The 18,280-nt window shown below is 54.3% G+C and carries 20 protein-coding genes; 9 read left to right on the top strand and 11 right to left on the bottom strand.

Translation table 11 applies throughout. The features are described from left to right. The first annotated feature begins 70 nt into the window (after window positions 1-70). A complete protein-coding gene (locus tag O0S09_RS03705; RefSeq protein WP_268922597.1) occupies window positions 71-826 on the top strand; it encodes a TrmB family transcriptional regulator in 756 nt (251 codons plus the stop codon). Here the strand turns inward: O0S09_RS03705 and O0S09_RS03710 are convergent. From O0S09_RS03710 to O0S09_RS03730, 5 genes are read right to left on the bottom strand one after another with little or no spacing between them, the layout of a single operon-like run. Next, a complete protein-coding gene (locus O0S09_RS03710; RefSeq protein WP_268922598.1) occupies window positions 823-1,533 on the bottom strand; it encodes a DUF116 domain-containing protein in 711 nt (236 codons plus the stop codon). The two genes, O0S09_RS03705 and O0S09_RS03710, sit on opposite strands and share 4 nt — an antisense overlap. Beyond that, a complete protein-coding gene (locus tag O0S09_RS03715; RefSeq protein WP_268922599.1) occupies window positions 1,534-2,238 on the bottom strand; it encodes a DUF116 domain-containing protein in 705 nt (234 codons plus the stop codon). Then, the gene (gene mtnA / locus O0S09_RS03720; protein ID WP_268922600.1) at window positions 2,229-3,266 is read right to left on the bottom strand and encodes an S-methyl-5-thioribose-1-phosphate isomerase; all 1,038 of its coding nucleotides are present in this window, start codon (window positions 3,264-3,266) and stop codon (window positions 2,229-2,231) included. The genes O0S09_RS03715 and mtnA overlap by 10 nt, the downstream gene beginning before the upstream one ends. Beyond that, window positions 3,263-4,558: a CoB--CoM heterodisulfide reductase iron-sulfur subunit A family protein gene (locus O0S09_RS03725; protein ID WP_268922601.1), complete on the bottom strand. Its 1,296-nt coding sequence runs from the start codon at window positions 4,556-4,558 to the stop codon at window positions 3,263-3,265. Before O0S09_RS03725 ends, mtnA begins: the two co-directional genes overlap by 4 nt. Continuing rightward, window positions 4,545-5,069: a gamma carbonic anhydrase family protein gene (locus O0S09_RS03730; protein ID WP_268922604.1), complete on the bottom strand. Its 525-nt coding sequence runs from the start codon at window positions 5,067-5,069 to the stop codon at window positions 4,545-4,547. Before O0S09_RS03730 ends, O0S09_RS03725 begins: the two co-directional genes overlap by 14 nt. Window positions 5,070-5,336: 267 nt before the next feature. Here O0S09_RS03730 and O0S09_RS03735 point away from each other — a divergent pair, with 267 nt between their 5' ends. Further along, the gene (locus O0S09_RS03735; protein WP_268922607.1) at window positions 5,337-5,819 is read left to right on the top strand and encodes a phosphopantetheine adenylyltransferase; all 483 of its coding nucleotides are present in this window, start codon (window positions 5,337-5,339) and stop codon (window positions 5,817-5,819) included. 71 nt (window positions 5,820-5,890) lie between these two features. Here O0S09_RS03735 and O0S09_RS03740 read toward each other — a convergent pair whose 3' ends face one another. Next, on the bottom strand, window positions 5,891-6,751 hold the full coding sequence (locus O0S09_RS03740) for a KilA-N domain-containing protein (RefSeq protein ID WP_268922608.1): 861 nt from the start codon (window positions 6,749-6,751) through the stop codon (window positions 5,891-5,893). A 208-nt stretch (window positions 6,752-6,959) separates the two neighbouring features. On the opposite strand from O0S09_RS03740, the gene O0S09_RS03745 reads away from it, so the two are divergent. Beyond that, window positions 6,960-7,112 carry a hypothetical protein gene (locus O0S09_RS03745; protein WP_268922609.1) on the top strand — a complete coding sequence of 51 codons (153 nt, stop codon included), beginning with the start codon at window positions 6,960-6,962 and terminating at the stop codon, window positions 7,110-7,112. 189 nt (window positions 7,113-7,301) lie between these two features. Here the strand turns inward: O0S09_RS03745 and O0S09_RS03750 are convergent, their stop codons facing one another. Together O0S09_RS03750 and O0S09_RS03755 are read right to left on the bottom strand one after the other, a co-directional pair. Continuing rightward, complete coding sequence (locus O0S09_RS03750) at window positions 7,302-7,949, bottom strand: DUF2284 domain-containing protein (RefSeq protein WP_268922610.1); 648 nt, start codon at window positions 7,947-7,949, stop codon at window positions 7,302-7,304. Between the two features lie 123 nt (window positions 7,950-8,072). Beyond that, window positions 8,073-8,489 carry a PaaI family thioesterase gene (locus tag O0S09_RS03755; protein WP_268922611.1) on the bottom strand — a complete coding sequence of 139 codons (417 nt, stop codon included), beginning with the start codon at window positions 8,487-8,489 and terminating at the stop codon, window positions 8,073-8,075. Between the two features lie 248 nt (window positions 8,490-8,737). On the opposite strand from O0S09_RS03755, the gene O0S09_RS03760 reads away from it, so the two are divergent. Continuing rightward, the gene (locus O0S09_RS03760; protein WP_268922612.1) at window positions 8,738-9,418 is read left to right on the top strand and encodes a hypothetical protein; all 681 of its coding nucleotides are present in this window, start codon (window positions 8,738-8,740) and stop codon (window positions 9,416-9,418) included. A gap of 140 nt (window positions 9,419-9,558) precedes the next feature. Here the strand turns inward: O0S09_RS03760 and pdxT are convergent, their stop codons facing one another. Together pdxT and pdxS are read right to left on the bottom strand one after the other, a co-directional pair. After that, window positions 9,559-10,125, bottom strand: a complete 567-nt coding sequence (gene pdxT, locus O0S09_RS03765; protein WP_268922613.1) for a pyridoxal 5'-phosphate synthase glutaminase subunit PdxT — start codon at window positions 10,123-10,125, stop codon at window positions 9,559-9,561. Between the two features lie 6 nt (window positions 10,126-10,131). Next, window positions 10,132-11,007 carry a pyridoxal 5'-phosphate synthase lyase subunit PdxS gene (pdxS, locus tag O0S09_RS03770; protein ID WP_268922614.1) on the bottom strand — a complete coding sequence of 292 codons (876 nt, stop codon included), beginning with the start codon at window positions 11,005-11,007 and terminating at the stop codon, window positions 10,132-10,134. Window positions 11,008-11,189: 182 nt separating this feature from the next. Here pdxS and O0S09_RS03775 point away from each other — a divergent pair, with 182 nt between their 5' ends. The 5 genes from O0S09_RS03775 (at window position 11,190) to O0S09_RS03795 (ending at window position 17,174) form a co-directional block, all read left to right on the top strand. Continuing rightward, a complete protein-coding gene (locus O0S09_RS03775) occupies window positions 11,190-12,020 on the top strand; it encodes a hypothetical protein (protein WP_268922615.1) in 831 nt (276 codons plus the stop codon). 75 nt (window positions 12,021-12,095) lie between these two features. Then, entirely contained in the window at window positions 12,096-14,114 is a 2,019-nt protein-coding gene (locus O0S09_RS03780; protein WP_268922616.1) for a monovalent cation:proton antiporter family protein, read from the top strand. Between the two features lie 172 nt (window positions 14,115-14,286). Further along, a complete protein-coding gene (locus O0S09_RS03785) occupies window positions 14,287-14,895 on the top strand; it encodes a response regulator receiver protein (protein WP_268922617.1) in 609 nt (202 codons plus the stop codon). A 114-nt stretch (window positions 14,896-15,009) separates the two neighbouring features. Further along, complete coding sequence (locus O0S09_RS03790) at window positions 15,010-15,672, top strand: metal-dependent hydrolase (RefSeq protein ID WP_268922618.1); 663 nt, start codon at window positions 15,010-15,012, stop codon at window positions 15,670-15,672. 137 nt (window positions 15,673-15,809) lie between these two features. Next, window positions 15,810-17,174, top strand: coding sequence for an NCS2 family permease (locus O0S09_RS03795; protein WP_268922619.1), 1,365 nt, complete (start codon window positions 15,810-15,812; stop codon window positions 17,172-17,174). A gap of 65 nt (window positions 17,175-17,239) precedes the next feature. On the opposite strand, the gene O0S09_RS03800 is transcribed toward O0S09_RS03795, so the two are convergent. Then, window positions 17,240-18,139, bottom strand: a complete 900-nt coding sequence (locus O0S09_RS03800) for a beta/alpha barrel domain-containing protein (protein WP_268922620.1) — start codon at window positions 18,137-18,139, stop codon at window positions 17,240-17,242. Between the last annotated feature and the right edge of the window lie 141 nt (window positions 18,140-18,280).

An 18,280-nucleotide genomic window follows, 5' to 3' on the forward strand; every position in this document is an offset into this window, starting at 1 on the left:
AACCTGGTGTCCCTGAACAGAGTTGCAAAGGCAGAAACTGTGTATAGGAAGGAGAACAACCTCTGGGGAAATGATGGAAAAACTCAGCGACCGGCTGGTAAAGTTCGGCTTCACCCGGTACGAAGCCCGGGTATATGTAAGTCTTATCTCCATCCGGGTCGGAAGTGCCCGCGACGTTCAGGAACTGACCGGTATTCCCCGCGGCCGTGTCTATGATGTACTGGAGGGTCTGGTACAGAAAGGCTTTGCCGGCGTCACCAAAGGAACGCCGACGCTCTACTCCGCAACCGACGTACAGGAAACCTTCAGCCGGCTGAAGATAGACTACGCCCGGGTGTGCGATAGTCTCGCCGCCGACCTCATCAAGATTGAACAGAAGGTCACCGCAAAAACCCTCACGTCCCAGTCGTACGAACTGCACACCGAATGGGCACTGGAAAACCAGATTCAGTCCCTTTTCCGCCGCTGCCGCAACGAAATGGTGGTGCTGTGCACAAATCCCTCTACCGCGAAAAAATACGAGTCAGACTTTAAGACGCTGGCCAGACGGGTGCGGCTCTACATCATCGTTGATGATCCTGCACGGTTTTCGGATTTCCCGCTGAAGCTTTATACCGGCGATCAGGATATCGGCACCATATTTCTCGGAACCAAAGCCCCGGACGGCGTAACCGAACGCGTGCCGGATCTGATGATCTTCTCCGACGAAAAAGAGACACTCTCCGTCGTCAGGTCCGGAGATGCTATCGGCGGGATCATGGTGACGAACGGAATTTTTGGAAAATACTTCCAGCGAAGTATTCTCCGGCATCTGAACCGGTCTTAATCTTTTTTTTCGATCGGTTTCGCAAGCCCGATCGACGCAGCTTCCAGCAGTTCGTCCCAGTCCATCGTTGTCTCCACGCAGCCGTCGGTCTTCGTCACCACGCCGAGCGTGATCATATGGATACGTTTTCCCAGTTCCAGTCCCTCCTTCACCTCGACAATACAGCCGACACCGATCATCGCCTGCGGCCGGTACTTCTTCACCATCCGCTTCACAAACGTCGACCCCGGAATCAGGAACGTCAGGTATCCTGCCTCTTCCAGCGGAGGAATCACCGACCCCAGCCCGCACCGTCCGCACGAAACACACTTCAGCCCGTCCGGCGTCAGGCGTGCCGGACACTTCGCCGACCGCAGACAGTGCGGGAAAAAGACCGCACGGCTCTCCACCGGTACTGCGGCGAATGCCGTCGTGTTCATATCGTTATCGATCCGGATCAAAAACTCCATCAGCTGACCGCTGTCCACTCCGAGAATCTGACAGCCGGTCGCAACCGCTCCTTCCGTAAACGCCAGAACAGGCCGGAGCAGCATCGGGAAGTAGATGTGTTTGCGTTTGATCGAAAGCACAATCAAAACAACCATCCCCAGCACGAACACAATCCAGACAAGAATCAGGATCAGGAGAACCTGTCCGATCAGGAGAGCAAGATTATCCCAGAACGGACTGTTGAACACAGTAACCGGAAACGGCAGGGTAACCGGCATTTATGCATCCTCCCCGATCTTGGTCTCAAGTCCGATTGACGCAACCGCAAACACATCCTCCCACGCAACGGTTGTCTCCACACACCCGTCCGACTTCATCACCACACCCATTGCCGTCATATCGATTTTGCGTGCAAGCTCCTGAAACTGTTTGATCTCCATCAGACACCCGACACCGATCATCGCTTTGGGATGGAACCGTTTCAGCAGACGTTTGATGTAGGTCGACCCCGGAATGATGAACACCTGATACCCGGCACCCGTAAGTGCGTTCGTTGCCATTCCCAGACCGCATTTACCGCAGTCAAGACATTTGATGCCGAGCGGCGTCAGGTGTGCTGGGCATTTCGCCGACCGCAGACAGTGCGGCAGGAAAACAACCCGTTCCCCGACGGGAACTGCGGCAAACGCGTCCCGGTTCACGTCGTTCTCCAGCCCGATCAGAATCGTGATGATCTCCGTGTCATCAATCCCAAACATCCGGCAGCCGGTCCGGACTGCGCCTTTCAGCAGAAGGTACGCGGGCCGGAGAAGCCAGGGACAGTACAGATGTTTCTTTCGGACCGACACCACAAACAGGGCAACGGTGATTATCACGAGAATCAGCCAGAGGGAAAAGATCACCAGTGCCAGATGTCCGAGCATCAGGGCGATCGAGTCCCAGAACGGGCTGTTGAAGAGAGAGACAGGCAGTGTTACCGGCATGGGTTACATCTGCCTAAGGAAGAGAAGTCATACGGCGGATAGAACACACCCTTCTCGGTGATGATGGCGGTGACGAGATCGAGCGGTGTTGCGTCAAATGCATAGTTAATGACCGGTACGCCTTCCGGCAGGTTTGGTTTACCCCAGAAAGCCGCGACTTCGTCGCGGCTGCGCTGTTCGACCACGATGTCGGTCTCGACCGCGTCGAGATCGAATGTCGATGCGGGTGCTGCCACGTAGAAGGGAATGTTGTGATGTTTTGCACAGACTGCATGCATGTAGGTGCCGATCTTGTTGAAGACCGCGTCGCGGGTTATGCGGTCAGCCCCGACCACAACGCAGTCGATCTTTCCCTGACGCATCAGATACGCGGCTTCGGAGTCGATGATGGATGTTACCGGGATGTTATCGTGCGCAAGCTCCCAAGCGGTCAGCCGTGCTCCCTGCAGCAGGGGACGGGTTTCGCAGGAGATGACCGAGATCTTTTTTCCCATTTTGTGGGCGGACCGGATCACGCCGAGTGCTGTTCCCCACGTGGAACAGGCGAGTGCTCCGGCATTGCAGTGCGTGAGGACGGTGCCGATCTGCGGGAGAAGCGATGCGCCGTTATGGCCGAGAAGCATGCAGCATTTTTCGTCGTCGGCGGCGATCGTTTTTGCTGCCGTGAGGGCAAGAAACTTTGCCATCTCCGGCGGCAGGTTTTCCATTGCCCGGAGGACTTTGTCGATGCCCCAGGCAAGGTTGACCGCGGTCGGGCGGGTGCTTTTGAGCAGCTGAGCATCCGCGGCAACGGTTTCGGCGAACTCCGCATCCGAGGTGCAGGACACCGCAGACAGCGCCACGCCGAACGCTCCGGCAACGCCGAGAGCGGGTGCTCCGCGAACTTCCAGACGGCGGATGGCTTCGGCCAGCCGTTCGACGGTTTTCACTTCAATCACAGACAGTTCGACCGGGAGTTTCGTCTGGTCGATGAGCATGATCGAGTTGGTGTCGTCGTTCCACCAGAGGGTTTTTGTTTCGTCCGTCACTGTTGGGCCTCGGATGCGTAGGAGTCAATGGTTGCTTTCATGGCCGCCGCTCCTCCGGAGATGACGGAGTCGGGGATGTCTTTGGGTGCCACGGCGGCGCCTGCGATGTAGATGCCGGGCTGGATGGTTCCGGCGGGGTCAAGTTTCATGTCGGCGGAGGAGAGGAAGTTGTTTGCGTCCAGCGGCAGGCCGAGGGATTTGGCGAGCCGGATGGTGTCCGGTTCGGGTTCCATGCCGACCGAGAGTACGACGAGGTCGGCTTCGAGGTTTTTGAACTCGCCGGTCTCGGTGTCTTCGAGGGGGAGTACAAGGTTGTTTTTTGCCTGCTGTACTTCGCCGGGGAATGCCCGGATGATTGCAACGCCCATCTGTTTTGCCCGTTCTGCATACTCTTCGTAGCCTTTGCCGTACGCACGGAGATCGTTGTATAATATAGTGACCTCGGTGTCCGGATAGTGTTCTTTGATGAGCATGGAGTTTTTGAGGGCGTACATGCAGCAGACGCAGGAGCAGAGGTTTCTTCCGGCGGAGACGTCGCGGCTGCCGACGCACTGTATGAATACGACGGATTTCGGGGTTTTGCCGTTTGAGAGCCGCCGCACTTCGCCAAAGGTGGGACCTCCGGCGTTGATCATGCGTTCAAATTCGATGCTGGTGATGACGTCCGGGTAGCGCAGGTAGCCGAACTGGCTTTTTTTCTGTGCGTCAAAGAGGGTGTATCCTGTGGCAATTACGACTGCGGCGGCAGGTACGGTCAGGGTCTGTACGCGGTCTTCGTCAAGGTGCAGGACTGCGTTTTTGCCGCAGACGTCGTAGCAGAGTCCGCATTCGATGCAGTGCAGGTTGTCTTTGACGACGAGGTTCGGGACTACCTGGGCATGCGGTTTGTAGATGGCTTTTCGCACACCGATGCCTGCGTCGAATTTGTTGTAGACTTCGACGGGGCAGATATTTACACAGTCGCCGCATCCGGTGCAGTCAGCTTCGCGGATGTAGCGGGGATATTTGGTGATGGTGACGGTGAAGTTTCCGGCGGTGCCTTCGATTTTTTCCACTTCGGCGAGGGTGAGAAGGGTGATGTTTGGGTGTCTGCCGACCTCGGCCATTTTGGGGGAGAGGATGCACATCGAGCAGTCGTTGGTGGGGAAGGTTTTGTCGAGCATTCCCATGTGGCCGCCGATTGTTGGTTCGCGTTCGATGAGCCAGACGTGGATGTTGTGGTTTGCAAGGTCCATTGCGGCCTGGATTCCGGCGACTCCGGCGCCGATTACGACGACGTCAGATCCATTCATTCTGGTATCTCCTGCCGACGTTTACGTAGGTGTCGGCGTTTTTCCGGTTTCCGGCGGCTTCTTCGGGGGTGAGTTCACGGATTACTTTTCCGGGAACTCCCATGACGAGGGAGTTTGCCGGGATGATTTTGCGTTCGGAGACCAGGGCGCCGGCGGCGATGAGGGAGCCGCGACCGATGACGGCGCCGTTCAGGATGATTGCGCCCATGCCGATCAGGCAGTCATCTTCGATGGTGCAGCCGTGGATGATGGCGCCGTGACCGATGGAGACGTTTTCGCCGATGGTGACCGGATGGCCGATGCTTTCGTGAATGACTGCGTTGTCCTGGATGTTGGATCGGTTGCCGATCGTGATCGGCGCCATATCTGCCCGGAGGACGGCACCGAATAGTACGGTGACGTCATTCCCGAGTGTGACGTCCCCTGCAATCGTCGCGTGCGGGGCGACGAAGGTCCGCTCTCCCTTTTTTCCGCCGCGGGTGCGCGGCGGGAGACCTTCGCTGATATCCATAATGGTACTATAGTTCACTGCGGGGGGTTATGAGGATTTCGGATGGGGTGGGGCTGAGGGTGAGGTCGGAACCGGTTCTGTAATCTTCCGCACACCGTTTTGGTTGGAGGAATCATGCAATACACGAAAATTCCTCCCAAAAGGTGAGGGGATAAACCGAGTTCATTGCAGTGTAGGGGAACAACGGGGGACGGTGTGCGAACTGTTCGGGATACCTTCTGATGTACCAATATCCTTTTCTTTGTACAGCCCATACCAAAACCTCAGATGAAAGTCATGGTCGGCGGGACGTTTGATCCCCTCCACATTGGACACCAGCTGCTGCTGCGGCGTGCCTTCATGACCGCAGGAGACGGCGGTCATGTGGTGATCGGTCTCTCCGCCGATCCGTTTGCCGCCCGTAAACAGCATCGGGTCCGCAAGTATGCGGTGCGGTTTGCGGAGCTTACGGACTGGATCGACAGCCAGAACTTTGCGGCAACGTATGAGATTGAGCCGCTCTACGATCAGTACGGCAGCGCATTGACCCAGGACTTTGATGCGCTGGTGGTCAGCTACGAAACATTCCCGGTAGGCAACGAGATCAACCGCAAGCGAAAGGAGCGGGGAAAAGCGATGGTGGATCTTTATCAGATTCAGTGTGTGCTTGCTGAGGATGGGAAGGCGGTTTCCTCGACGCGGATTTACCGCGGGGAGATCAACCGCTACGGCGAGCCGGTTGCCGAAGAAGAGTTTCTGACAACCGAGTAATCCTGTTGCTGTTTACCCGACGTATCCCTTTCCAGGGACGGGAGTTAATTTTCAGATGAAACCTGAGTGGATTATCTGTTTGCGATCTCCTTATCCCATGTTCGAAGTTTTTCCATCGCAGCATTTTGGGAAAGAGATCTCAGCTGGCGGATCGCAATTTCATTTAGTCGGCAAAGTCGTTCCTGTTGGGAAATATTTTCCGTCATGAACTCCGCATTGAGATTTTCAAGATTAGAAAGAACAACAAGCTGGGATATTGTGGCATGATCGCGTATATTTCCTGATACATCGGGATTTGCCGCCCGCCATTCTTTTGCAGTACTGCCAAACAGGGCAACATTGAGAACATCTGCTTCTGATGCATATGTCATTGCCTGATGCTTTTTGGATACATTTTCCGGAATCTGTGTTTCCCGAACTGCATCGGTATGGATTTTATAGTTAATTTTTGCGAGAGTCCGGGTGAGATTCCAATCCAGAGATAAACGGCTGTTTTCATCAGATTTTAACCGCTGGTAATCCTTGATAATGTAAAGTTTAAACTCGGCAGATATCCATGAAGCAAATTCAAAGGCAATGTCTTTGTGGGCAAATGTACCTCCGCCTATCCCTGCTTTGGAGAGAATGCCTATGGCATTCGTCTTTTCGATCCATTTTTTTGGAGATAAAACGAAAGCGTTTCTTCCGGATTCAAGTCTCAGGGCATTAAATTCATCGACAATAAAATCCGGATTGTTCAGTGTTTCCCATAAGCCGAGAAATTCAATGGTGTCGCGGTTTCTCATCCAGTTTTTTATGACATCAGCAGGTTCATCAGTTCGGTATTTTGCAATGTCAGTGAGAGAGATATAGTCGTCAACAGTACCGCGGGAGAGAACGGTTATATTTACTCCATTGGCATGTATGATATCTTTGAATATTCTGGATGTCATGAGATATTCCCGATAGGGAAATATATCAGGTTAAAAAATATAAGTATGTCGGATACCCGGAACAGGGTCTGGTTAATTGGTTGTATTAAACCCGTCGAATTCGACGGGTTTTATGGTTATGATTAACCGGTATATCGTATGAGTTAAACCCGTCGAATTCGACGGGTTTTCTTTCTTCACAACCGGGTGCAGAAGAGGTCTCAGCGGCGTGAAAGAAAACTTCCGGCATCTGGAAACACAGATCGCCGCAACCCTCGACCAGATCCAAAAGGAACGCGAACTCCTCCTCAGGATCATCGAAAGCAACGAACACACCATCAAACTCCTGATCAAAAACTCCCTCGACGACCGATCAGAATAACCCGGCCGGGCCCCCTCATCATCATTTTTCTTCCGGATCACCCTCCCGCAAAAAAATTTCGCGGCACTTTTTTTCAGATCAGAAAAACACATTAACGTATCCTCATAGGAGTATGACGAAACGGATTGACCACAAAACCATCCGGGAAGAACCGCCGCACACCGCCGGGATACATTTCTCCCCCAACACTTAATCAATCAGAAGGAGAGCCATAGGTTCCGGATGTTCCACACAGGGAAACGTGATCGGCATTCCGGCAAGCTCTGCGGTTTTTTTCATATTGATACCCACAGCATGCTCGGGAATTCTTGCAATCTGCGGATGAAGACAGATTCCCTCTTTCGTATTGCATCTCTCACAGAGTCGGCACGAACCGTTCGACAGGGCAAGAGCAAACGTATATCCTGCATTAAACGCGGTTTTCTCCAGTTCCAGCATGATCGGATGAATCATTTTACTGCCCTGGAAATACTCATCCCAGAATGTCTGTGCCATCTGTTTCTTCTCGGCAGGAGCATTTGGGTCAAGCCAGTATTTGTAAATTGACCGGATAACATCCGGATCAACGTTGGCATCCGAACCGAACTTTACCAGAAGCGCAGACCGGTACTCGCGTACAATTTCCCGGAACTGATCAGGGGTTGGAACATAGGGAGGACAGGTAAGTTTTTTCCCGTACGTAACACAGCCGGAACGGCATTTCAGCGTCACGCGGTTCTCAATAATAATCTGTGACGCAGGAATTATTCTTACTTCCTTTGCCCCGAGCTGTACTGCCTTCTCCGCTAAAAATTGAAATTCCGGGGAAGCAGCACTCTCCCCTTCCTGCGTATCCATACAGTATATTTTCCCGCTTTTACGATATAAGACTACTGTGGAACAAAGCTTCCCCGGACATCCGCATTGAACTCCGCAGGAACCCCTTCCAAAAAAATAAACCGGAACGATCCGGAAACTCCCTCACGCCCTCGTCATCGTATAGGACACCACCGTCTTTGACAAAAGCTCCCCGTCGGGCGACCCCTTCCGCACCTCGCCCTCCGCAAACACAATCCTCCTGCCTTTCCGGGTGATGGCTGCAACACCATAGATCTCACCTTCGCTAACCCCGCGAAGAAAACTCGTCGTCTCCGAGATCGTTGCCGTACCCTCATCCTCTCCCGCAGTCGCAAGAATCGCAAGAGCAATTGCCTCATCAGCCAGAATCACATAAAATCCCCCCTGCAAAAACCCGGACCCGTTGTGCAGATGCGGCGTTACCGTCATCCTCAGCACAGCCTTTCCGTCTCCCCAGGACACAGGTTCAATACCGAGCGTCTGAAACGTCGGGTTTGCCTTTGCACCAATCGAAGCAATCTTTTCCACGTAAGGATGCATACAATCGTATTTGCAGGATAGGAAAAAGGATTTCTGGTTTTTTTCGGAACAACCCCGCGGGGAAAAGAAACGGCGTTTCACCTTCATTCCTGAATATCCCCGAATCGTGGACTGAAATTCGATCGACGACGATCATTCGGAGTCAATAAATGAATTTAGGTGCAAAGCCGAAAGAAACATTTTATTCCTATAGAGGAATATAGTTATCCTAACCAAGCAGCCGGTATCTGGTTGTGGAGGTCAATTCTATGAAAAAAATTACGATTCTTCTTATTGCCGTAGTTACTCTGGCACTCTTTGCCAGCGCTGCCGCGGCAGATAACTCAGTCGGAGGTGACCGCGGCGTAATTCAGCTGAAATGCAACGTTGACGGCGCAACCGCAGTATTAGTATCAATCAACGGCGACGAAAGCGAACCGCAGACCGTAACCAACGGTCAGGCAGAGTTCTCCGTGTACACCACCGGAACCCCGTACAAAGAAGTAAAAGTATCCGCAGACGGCTACGAAACCGCAACCGCCGCAGTCACCATGCCCGCAAAAGGCGAGACCAGCACGGTTACCGTTGACCTCACTGAAATCAAACCGATCGGCGGCGACCGCGGTGTCATTCAGGTCAGATCTACGATTGAAGGAGCAACCGTCGAACTTATCTCTGTCTCCGGCACCGTTGCCTATACCGGCACCATCAAAGACGGTCAGGCAGAGTTCTCCGTATACACCACCGGAACCCCGATCACCCAGGTCAGAGTCTCCGCAACCGGCTACGAAACCGCAACCGAACCGATCATGATGCCCGCAAAAGGCGAGACCGCAACCGTTGACGTCACCCTGACGCCGGTCCCGGCCCCGACCAAATCCCCGATGGGACTCGCAGTTCTGGGTCTGATTGGCGCAGTCGGTGCTGTTGTCCTGCTCCGCAGAGACTAAACAGACTCATTTTTTCTTTTTTACCGGAGGAGTACCCGGCAGAAACTTCCCGGACGTGATGCCGCGAAAAAAAACAGAACAGATATTTTTCCGGGAACCGGAGTACTGCCCCGTACCAAAAAACCAAAAAAAAACGAAAATCAGTTCCCCGCAACCATCGCCAAAAAGAACTCATGAATCCGCGTATCCGCATCAAGCTCCGGATGGAACGCAAGGGCCAGCTGATTTTTCTCCCGCACCGCAACAACACGTCCGTCCACCTGTGCCAGAACCTCCACCCCCTCTCCCGGATCGCGGACACAGGGTGCCCGGATAAACGTCATCGGCACCTCCCCCACACCCGCAAACGGCGCAACCGTCTCAAAACTCCCCAACTGCCTCCCGTAAGCATTCCGCACCGCCGTAATATTCATCGTCGCAAGACAGGGAACTCCACCCTCAACGCGTCTTGCAAGCACAATCAGACCCGCACACGTACCCATCACCGGAAGACCGCCCGCAATACTCTCCCGCAGCCGCTCAAACAACCCGAGATCATGCAGAAGCTTCGTCATCGTCGTACTCTCGCCTCCCGGAATCACCAGCCCGTCAAACTGCCCGTCAAGATCCGCAGCCTTCCGAATCTCAAACGTCTCCGCACCAAGGGACGACAGCCGCGCCGCATGCTCCGCAAACGCCCCCTGCAGGGCAAGAACGCCAATCCGCATAGAACCTTACTGGCCCCGTTCCGCCATCAGAACCGCAATCTCTTCCGCATTAATCCCTACCATCGCCTCACCCAGATCCTCGGACAGCTCAGCCAGCATCTTCGGATTATTATAATTCGTCACCGCCTTCACAATCGCCGCAGCACGCTTGGCAGGATTTCCCGACTTAAAGATACCCGAACCCACAAACACACCCTCAGCGCCCAGCTGCATCATCAGCGCCGCATCCGCAGGGGTCGCAACACCGCCCGCCGCAAAATTCACCACCGGCAGTTTCCCGTTCTCATGCACAAACCGAATCAGATCATACGGAACCTGGAACTGCTTTGCCGCCTCATACAGCTCATCCCCACGCATCCCCACAACCGCACGAATCTCACTCTGCATCGTACGCATATGACGAACAGCCTGCACCACATCGCCGGTTCCCGCCTCGCCCTTCGTCCGGATCATCGTCGCACCCTCAGCAACGCGGCGGAGCGCCTCACCGAGATTCCGTGCACCGCACACAAACGGCACCTGAAACTGCGTCTTATCGATATGATACACATCATCCGCAGGCGACAACACCTCACTCTCATCAATATAATCGATCTCAATTGCCTCAAGAATCTGTGCCTCCACAAAATGGCCTATCCTGACCTTTGCCATCACCGGAATCGACACAGCAGCCTGAATACCCTTGATCATCTTCGGATCGCTCATCCGGGACACGCCGCCTGCCGCACGGATATCCGCAGGAATACGCTCCAGCGCCATAACCGCACATGCTCCGGCATCCTCTGCAATCTTTGCCTGCTCCGGAGTCGTCACATCCATAATAACTCCGCCTTTCAGCATTTGTGCGAGTTCCCTGTTCAGTTTCGGACGGTTTTCTGTCATAACTATCACATCAACTATTGTGTTCAGACGGCTGAACGTATTCCGCCGCAGAATGTTTTACATTTATTTTGCTGAGATAATATGAGACTTCCGGAAGTGCCAGATATTTTCTGAAAATCCGGATGCATTCCCGCCGAAAACAAGCCCCGCATTTATCATTTTTCACAACCAATCTATTTCAGATGCAGTTTGCCAGATTCCGGTTTGCCACGCTTCACAAACAGTACCTCCTCTTCGACGGTCCCGTCCCGGGGCAGGGCAAACCTCCCGCCTCCGCCAACAGTTTTCTCGCCTACTGTTACCACGATCAGACCCGGGGCCTGACCTGTCTCCTGCTGGGAACAACACACCTTGCAGACGGCAGCCTTGCAATCATCACCGAAACGCCTGCGGACGACCCCGTCCTCCTCACCGCAGACCAGCTCGCCGAAATCCCCTGCACCCCCATCCGCCGCGGCGTCTTCGACCTCTCCCGGTTCGTCTGGGCCGAAGCGCTTGCCGACAAAATCGATCCCCTCCCGCAGGAAAACGACACCATTCTTCTCAGCAGAATCTGCGGAATCTGCGTTCATCACCGCGGAAGACACGGATGGCGGACCTGTCCCGCCTTTCCGGACGGCATCCCCGCCGAACTCTGGAACGCAGAAACCGATCCGAAAATTCCCTGCGGTGCAGGAATAGGGTTTGTCCGGAAAGAGCCGCGGCTCTTTCTGGAAGTGTTCGATGTCGCCTCCGGCAAAGTCCTCTACCGCTACGAAGCAAAAGGAAACCCCCGCTGCCCGGAACAGGTACGGGAAAGCTCTGACGTATCCGCCTCTGCCCTTGCCGCATTCCGGAACATGATGAACGACTGGCACACCCACCTTGCCGACCCCGTGAAAGAACTTCTGCACTGCACCGACAGTGACGGCGCGTTCATCACCGAACTTGCCGCGATCAATGTTGTCATGACCATCAACAAACAGACCGGCCGCGAAGTGTACCGCATCATCGACGAGTTTCCCGAATACTGACAACATTTCCTGCAACCCGGTACCCGGCTGCTATCGACATAATTTTCATCTGTTCATCCCAACAATTGTACATCAATGGCCGTCGAAACTACAATGATGGGACTGTTTCTGCTGCTTGCCGCAACCCTTGTGGTACTGTTTATCAGCAGCAAAATTCATCTGCCGACGATCATCGGTTTTTTTGTGACAGGTATTCTTATCGGGCCGTCATGCCTGCATCTGTTCACCTATGACCAGGTCAGCCTGGTTGCCGAGTTCGGACTGATTCTTCTGATGTTTACGATAGGCCTTGAGATATCTCTCAAAAATCTTCTTGCAATGAAACGGCTTGTACTGATTGCCGGCGGAGTACAGATTCTTCTGACGACGTTTGTCGTGTGGCTGATTCTGAATGCGGCCGGTATCGCGTCGGGGACAGCGCTGCTGCTCGGGTTCATGGTGGCTTCCTCTTCGACGGCGATAGTACTGAACCTGTATCAGAACAACGGCCAGATCGATACCCGTCACGGAAAACTGATCCTGGCCATCCTGATCTGCCAGGATATTGCGGTCATTCCCATTATGCTTCTGCTTCCGGTTATTGCCGGGGTCGGCGGCAATGTAGTCTCCTCGCTGATGACGCTCGGAACAGATATTATAGCGCTGGTGGTGGTTCTGGGGATTGCCCTTGTGGTGGTTCCCCGCATTCTGGACGTCGTTGCCGCCCGCAGAAACCGGGAACTGTTCATCATCTCGGTGGTGACGATCTGTATCGGAGTTGCCTGGATTCTGTCACTTGCCGGTGTGTCAACGTCTCTTGGGGCATTCCTTGCGGGTGTGGCGATTGCCGGTTCTGAGTACAACCACGAGGTGCTCGGAATCATTATGCCGATCCGTGACCTGATGACGAGTGTGTTCTTCATCTCGGTCGGTATGATGCTGTCGGTCGCGTTCATGCTGGACCATATCCTGTTCATTCTGGCACTGGTTGCAGTGCTGTTCCTGGGAAAGATGGTGATTACCACTGCCGCGGGACTGCTTTCCGGAGCGGCAGCGGGTGCGGCAGTTATCGGCGGTGTGGGTCTTGCGCATATCGGTGAGTTTTCGTTTGTGCTGGGGGCGGCGGGAATGTCGCTCGGGCTGCTGAACGATACGATTTATCAGGTGTTTCTTGCGGTGGCGATTCTGTCGATGACGATTGCGCCGTTTGCGGTGGATGCTGCCCCGAAGGTGTCGCGGATGGTGATCTGTTCGCCGCTGGTCAGCCGCCGCTGTTCTCCCGGGACGGGAGAACAGGAGACGGCCGGGGAGACGGAGACAGAAGATGACCATGAGTATGTGATTGTGGTCGGGTTTGGTCCGGCAGGGAAGTACGTGGTCCGGGCACTGAAGCGGGTTGGCCGCGAGTATATTATTCTTGAGATGAATCCGGAGACGGTTGCAGCCGAACGGGCAAAAGGAGAGAACATTGCCTACGGCGATGCCTCGCTTGAACCGATTCTCCGGTATGCGGGAATTGAGCGGGCGAAGACGCTGGTAATTACGATTCCCGATTCCGCTGCGGTTCGGGGAATTGTGTCAGCCGCACGGCGGATGAATCCGCGGACAACGATTATTACGCGGACCCGCTACACGGGGGAGAGTCCGACGCTGTTTAAGATCGGGGTGGATGAGGTGATCGCAGACGAACGTGAGGCAGGTCTTGCGATGACGCGGCGGGTGTTTGCGAGCGAGAGTGTTCCGGCAAAGGATCTGGATCAGTATGTACGGGAGGTGCGTGCGGAGATCTTTTCGGAACGTGAAGAGGCGATGGCGCAGAAGGCGGAGGAGAGCCGGCTGCGGAGACTGTCGGCAACGCTTGAGCCTGCGGCAAAGACGGAGTTTGTGCATGTGCCGGTACATCCGGAGTCGGAATCGGCCGGAAAGGTTCTGTCCGATCTGCATCTGCGAAAACGGTTCCATGTATCGATTGTGTCGCTGCGTCGGGAGTCGGGGGAGGTCATCCTGACGCCGGACGGAACGACCGTCCTGCTGCCGCATGATATGGTGCTTCTGTCGGGAAGCCGCGAGGATGTTTCCGCAGTTCAGCGTCTGTTCGGGAAAAAGCAGGAGTAATCTGTGCGGTTTCCCTCCCGCAGATATTTTTGGGGATAATCATACAGTCGTTGTGGTAATTAATATTTTGCATCCTGTCCGGGAGTTTGGGAGAGGGGCGGACATATCCAGAATAATTATATGCTTTGAAGTACATTTTCATCGAATAACCCGTTTTGGGAGGAATATGAATATGGCCCCAAAAAAGAGACAGAAGGATTTACTGAAACTGTTTTCTGACATTACGCAGAAAACAAAGATTGTGGAGCCCATGAAGCAGCTTCACGGTACGCTGCGGGATCAGGATGCGGTTGAGCGTGAGATCGCTCTGATTATGCGGGAGATTCAGGAGCGTGGATTTTTTAAGACGAAACTGGAGCCGATTCAGCTGGCACGGCTGATTACGGCGTTCCATGCAGGCAAGAATGATACGGAGATTGCCCGCGAACTGGGCGATGAGAAGCTGTCAAAGACGGTTGCCCGCGCCCGCGTGCGGCTGAAGCTGTTCCGCGATCTTGATTTTAATATGCCGTTCGATCAGGCGCAGATGAAGACGCTGATGAGTACGGATAAGACGATGCGGGAGATTTCAGAAGAGCTCGGCATCAGTCCGACAACCCTTCGCGAGTACCGGCACGTAATTGAGCAGCGGGAGGATACGACGCTGGATCCGTATCTGGAACGTATCCGCGATGTGATGGAGGATCGGGATCTGACGGAGAAGATGGCGTCGGGTCTGCAGGAGGATACGCTCGGCGAGGCTATCGATGTCTCGGAGTCGGACAGTATCGAGATCAACTGATATTTTCTTTTTTTTTGCTGTCCGGCGGTTGATGCTTTTTTTCTTTCTGATGCAGAAAAATGCAACTCCTTCCGGATCAATTTGTATTTATACGGCGAAAGGGAAGTATATGATATGTATATCCGCTATATTGGTCATTCCTGTTTTTCGCTGGAAGGATCGAAGAAAGTTCTGATCGATCCCATGCCTGCCGAAGCCGCTGAGATTGCTGCGGATCTGGTGCTGGTGACCCACGGTCACGGAGATCATCTGGGGATCACGGTTGATCTGAAGAAACCCACGGTAGCAATTCATGAGCTTGCGCAGTATCTGTCGCGAAAAGGTGTTCCGGCAACCGGGATGAATCTCGGCGGGACGTGGGTGTCTGACGGGGTGAAGGTGACTATGGTTCCTGCTTTGCATTCCTCCTCGGTGACGGAGAATGATGTTGAGCTGTATATGGGAACTGCCGCCGGGCTCGTGGTGGAGATGGACGGGATTGTGGTGTATCATGCGGGCGATACGGCGCTGTTTTCGGATATGAAACTGATTCATGAGCTCTATCATCCGGACGTTGCGCTGCTGCCGGTCGGGGACCATTATACGATGGGACCTGCCGAGGCGATGATTGCTGCGGAGTGGGTCGGGGCACCGCTGGTGATTCCGATGCACTATAATACGTTCCCGGCAATTGCGCAGGATCTGACGGAGTTTAAGCATGCAATTGAGGCAACGACGTCGATGCGGGTGGATGTGGTGAATCCGGGCGACGGAGTCGAGGTCTCACCGCAGCAGTGAAACTCCCTGCGGCAGCTCTTTTTTTCTGTCGGGGACACTCTCAGCGTCCCCCGGTATTTCCAAACAGATTTATGTCCGTGTGTGTAATCTGAGATAAGAACCGGTCGTTTGTGGAGACGGACCGGCTGGTGTTGGGTATGGTGTCACTGGAGAGTTTGTTTCATCTGAAAGCCGAAAACACGACGGTATCCCGCGAAGTTACGGCAGGTCTCACGACCTTTTTTGCGATGGCCTACATTATTATTGTAAACCCTGCCATCCTGAGCGAAGCCGGGATGGAATGGGGAGCCGTGTTTCTGGCGACCATTCTTGCGGCGATTGCGGGCACCCTGATTATCGGGCTGTATGCGAATGTGCCTTTTGCCCAGGCGCCCGGCATGGGACTGAACACCTTTTTTGTGTACACGATCTGCTTTGTGCTGGGGTTCACCTGGCAGCAGGCATTATCGATGGTGTTTTTGTGTGGAATTCTGAATGTACTCATGACGGTAACGAGCGTCCGCAAACAGCTGATCATCTCTATTCCTCCGTCGCTTCAGGCAGCGATCGGGGGAGGAATCGGGGTGTTTGTGGCATATATCGGTCTCCTGAATGTAGGACTGATTGAGTTCTCGGCAGGTGTTCCTGCCCTCGCCTCCCTGCACCAGCCGGTTATCTGGGTGTTTCTGATCGGGTTTGCGGTGACGCTTCTGCTGCTGGTCAAGCAGGTGAAAGGGGCACTGCTGATCGGAATCGGGATTGCCGCGGTTGCCGGAATCCCGTTCGGGGTAACGGGGATTGGGGAAACGATCAGTTTCTCGGAGGCATGTGCGGCTCTGCCGTCCACGTTCGGGGTTATCTTTACCGATGCGGGGCTGGTCTCACTGTTTACGGATCCGACACGGCTGCCTCTGGTGCTGGTGACGGTTCTGGCGTTTGGTCTGTGTGATATGTTTGACACGATCGGGACACTGGTGGGTACGGGACGCAGGAGCGGGATCTTCTCGGATGAGGATATGCGGACAATGACGGAGAGCAAAGGGATGAAGAGTAAGATGGAACGGGCACTGTTTGCGGATGCGGCCGCAACGACGATCGGATCGGTGATGGGAACGTCAAATGTGATTACCTATGTGGAGAGTGCAACCGGAATTGCCGCGGGCGGACGAACAGGGCTGACGAGTGTGGTGGTTGCGGTCTGTTTTGGAGTGAGTACGTTTTTTGCGGGCGTGGTGAGTGCGGTGCCGCTTGCGGCGACATCACCTGTTCTGGTAATTGTAGGGATTATGATGGCGGCATCGTTTGCGGATGTGGCGTGGCGGGAGTTCGAGGTTGCGGCTCCGTGTTTTTTTACGGCGGTGTTTATGGCGCTGTGCTATAACATTTCGTACGGGATTGCGGCGGGTTTTCTGACGTACTGTCTGATCCGGATCTATAAGGGAGAGGCCCGGCAGGTGCACCCGCTGATGTGGATCTTTACGGGTCTGTTTGTGGTGAACTTTGTGATGCTAGCATTGATTTAAGGGCATCAGCTCCCGAGAAGAGCCCTTGGGGTCTCCGGCAAAAAAAAGAGTGTATGAGAGAAAAATTATTTCAGCAGAGCGATCGCTTCTGCGACGCTCTTGTTTTCCACCGTGATTGCATAAATCGCGTTGCAGAACTTCACGGCCTCGTCAAGAGATTTCTGGTGAATGTTTCTGCCGGTTGCGTTGCCGGATGCACCGCCGATGTGAATCTGGTCGTAGAGTTCGGCGAGGAATTTTTCTTCCGAGACCGATGAGCCTCCCGCACAGACGAGTTTTGTCCGGCCTGCTGCTTTGACTGCTTCCTGAAGAAGTTCTGCGGATGCGGCTCCTTCCTTCTTCGGTGCGTTCACTTTGACAAAGTCGCTGCCGAGACATGCGGCAACACCTGCTGCGCCTGCGATTAAGTGCGGGTCTTTTTCGTCCTTGACTGCTTTGCCGCGGGGGTAGATCCACAGAACGGTTACCATACCGTACTGGTGCGCTGTGTTGATCAGCTGGGCGGCTTCGGCCAGCATGTCTGCTTCCTCTTCGCTGCCGAGGTAGATCGTGTAGCCGATGCCGGCGATCTTAATGCCGCGGTCGGCGATCTCAGCAATCTGATCGACCGTCCACAGCTGGGGGCTGACCGGGTCCTTCTGGGATACGCCGACGAGGTGGGTCTTGGAGTTCATCTTGACAAGATAGGGAACCTCGGGGTAGTCCATGGCGTAGCGGGCGATAAGGCCCAGCTGGGCGGCAAGAACGCCGATCTTTGCCTTTGATGCAATGCGGAAAAGGTGTTCGGGGTCGGCGTCGTCAGCAGGGATGCCCGATCCGCAGAAGTCGTCGTTGAGATGCTCAATCTTCTGATCGCCTGCAAACAGCATCAGGCGGCCGGAACCTCCGGTGATCAGGTTGTAGTTTTCGGTGTATTGTTCCCGCATACATTCGGGAACGTCGAGCGGTACCTTCACATCAGTCATTGTGTATTAGTTGCCCTCTGAGATTGTTAAGGTTGCGAGTTTTCCGGCGTTGTACCGAAATTCGTTATGGACTCCGCATGATCATCATTGATCAAATTTTGGCCCGCGATTCGCACGGGCTCTGCCGTGCTCGCCGCTCCG

It is taken from the genome of Methanocorpusculum vombati (assembly GCF_026891935.1).
GTDB lineage: Archaea > Halobacteriota > Methanomicrobia > Methanomicrobiales > Methanocorpusculaceae > Methanocorpusculum > Methanocorpusculum vombati.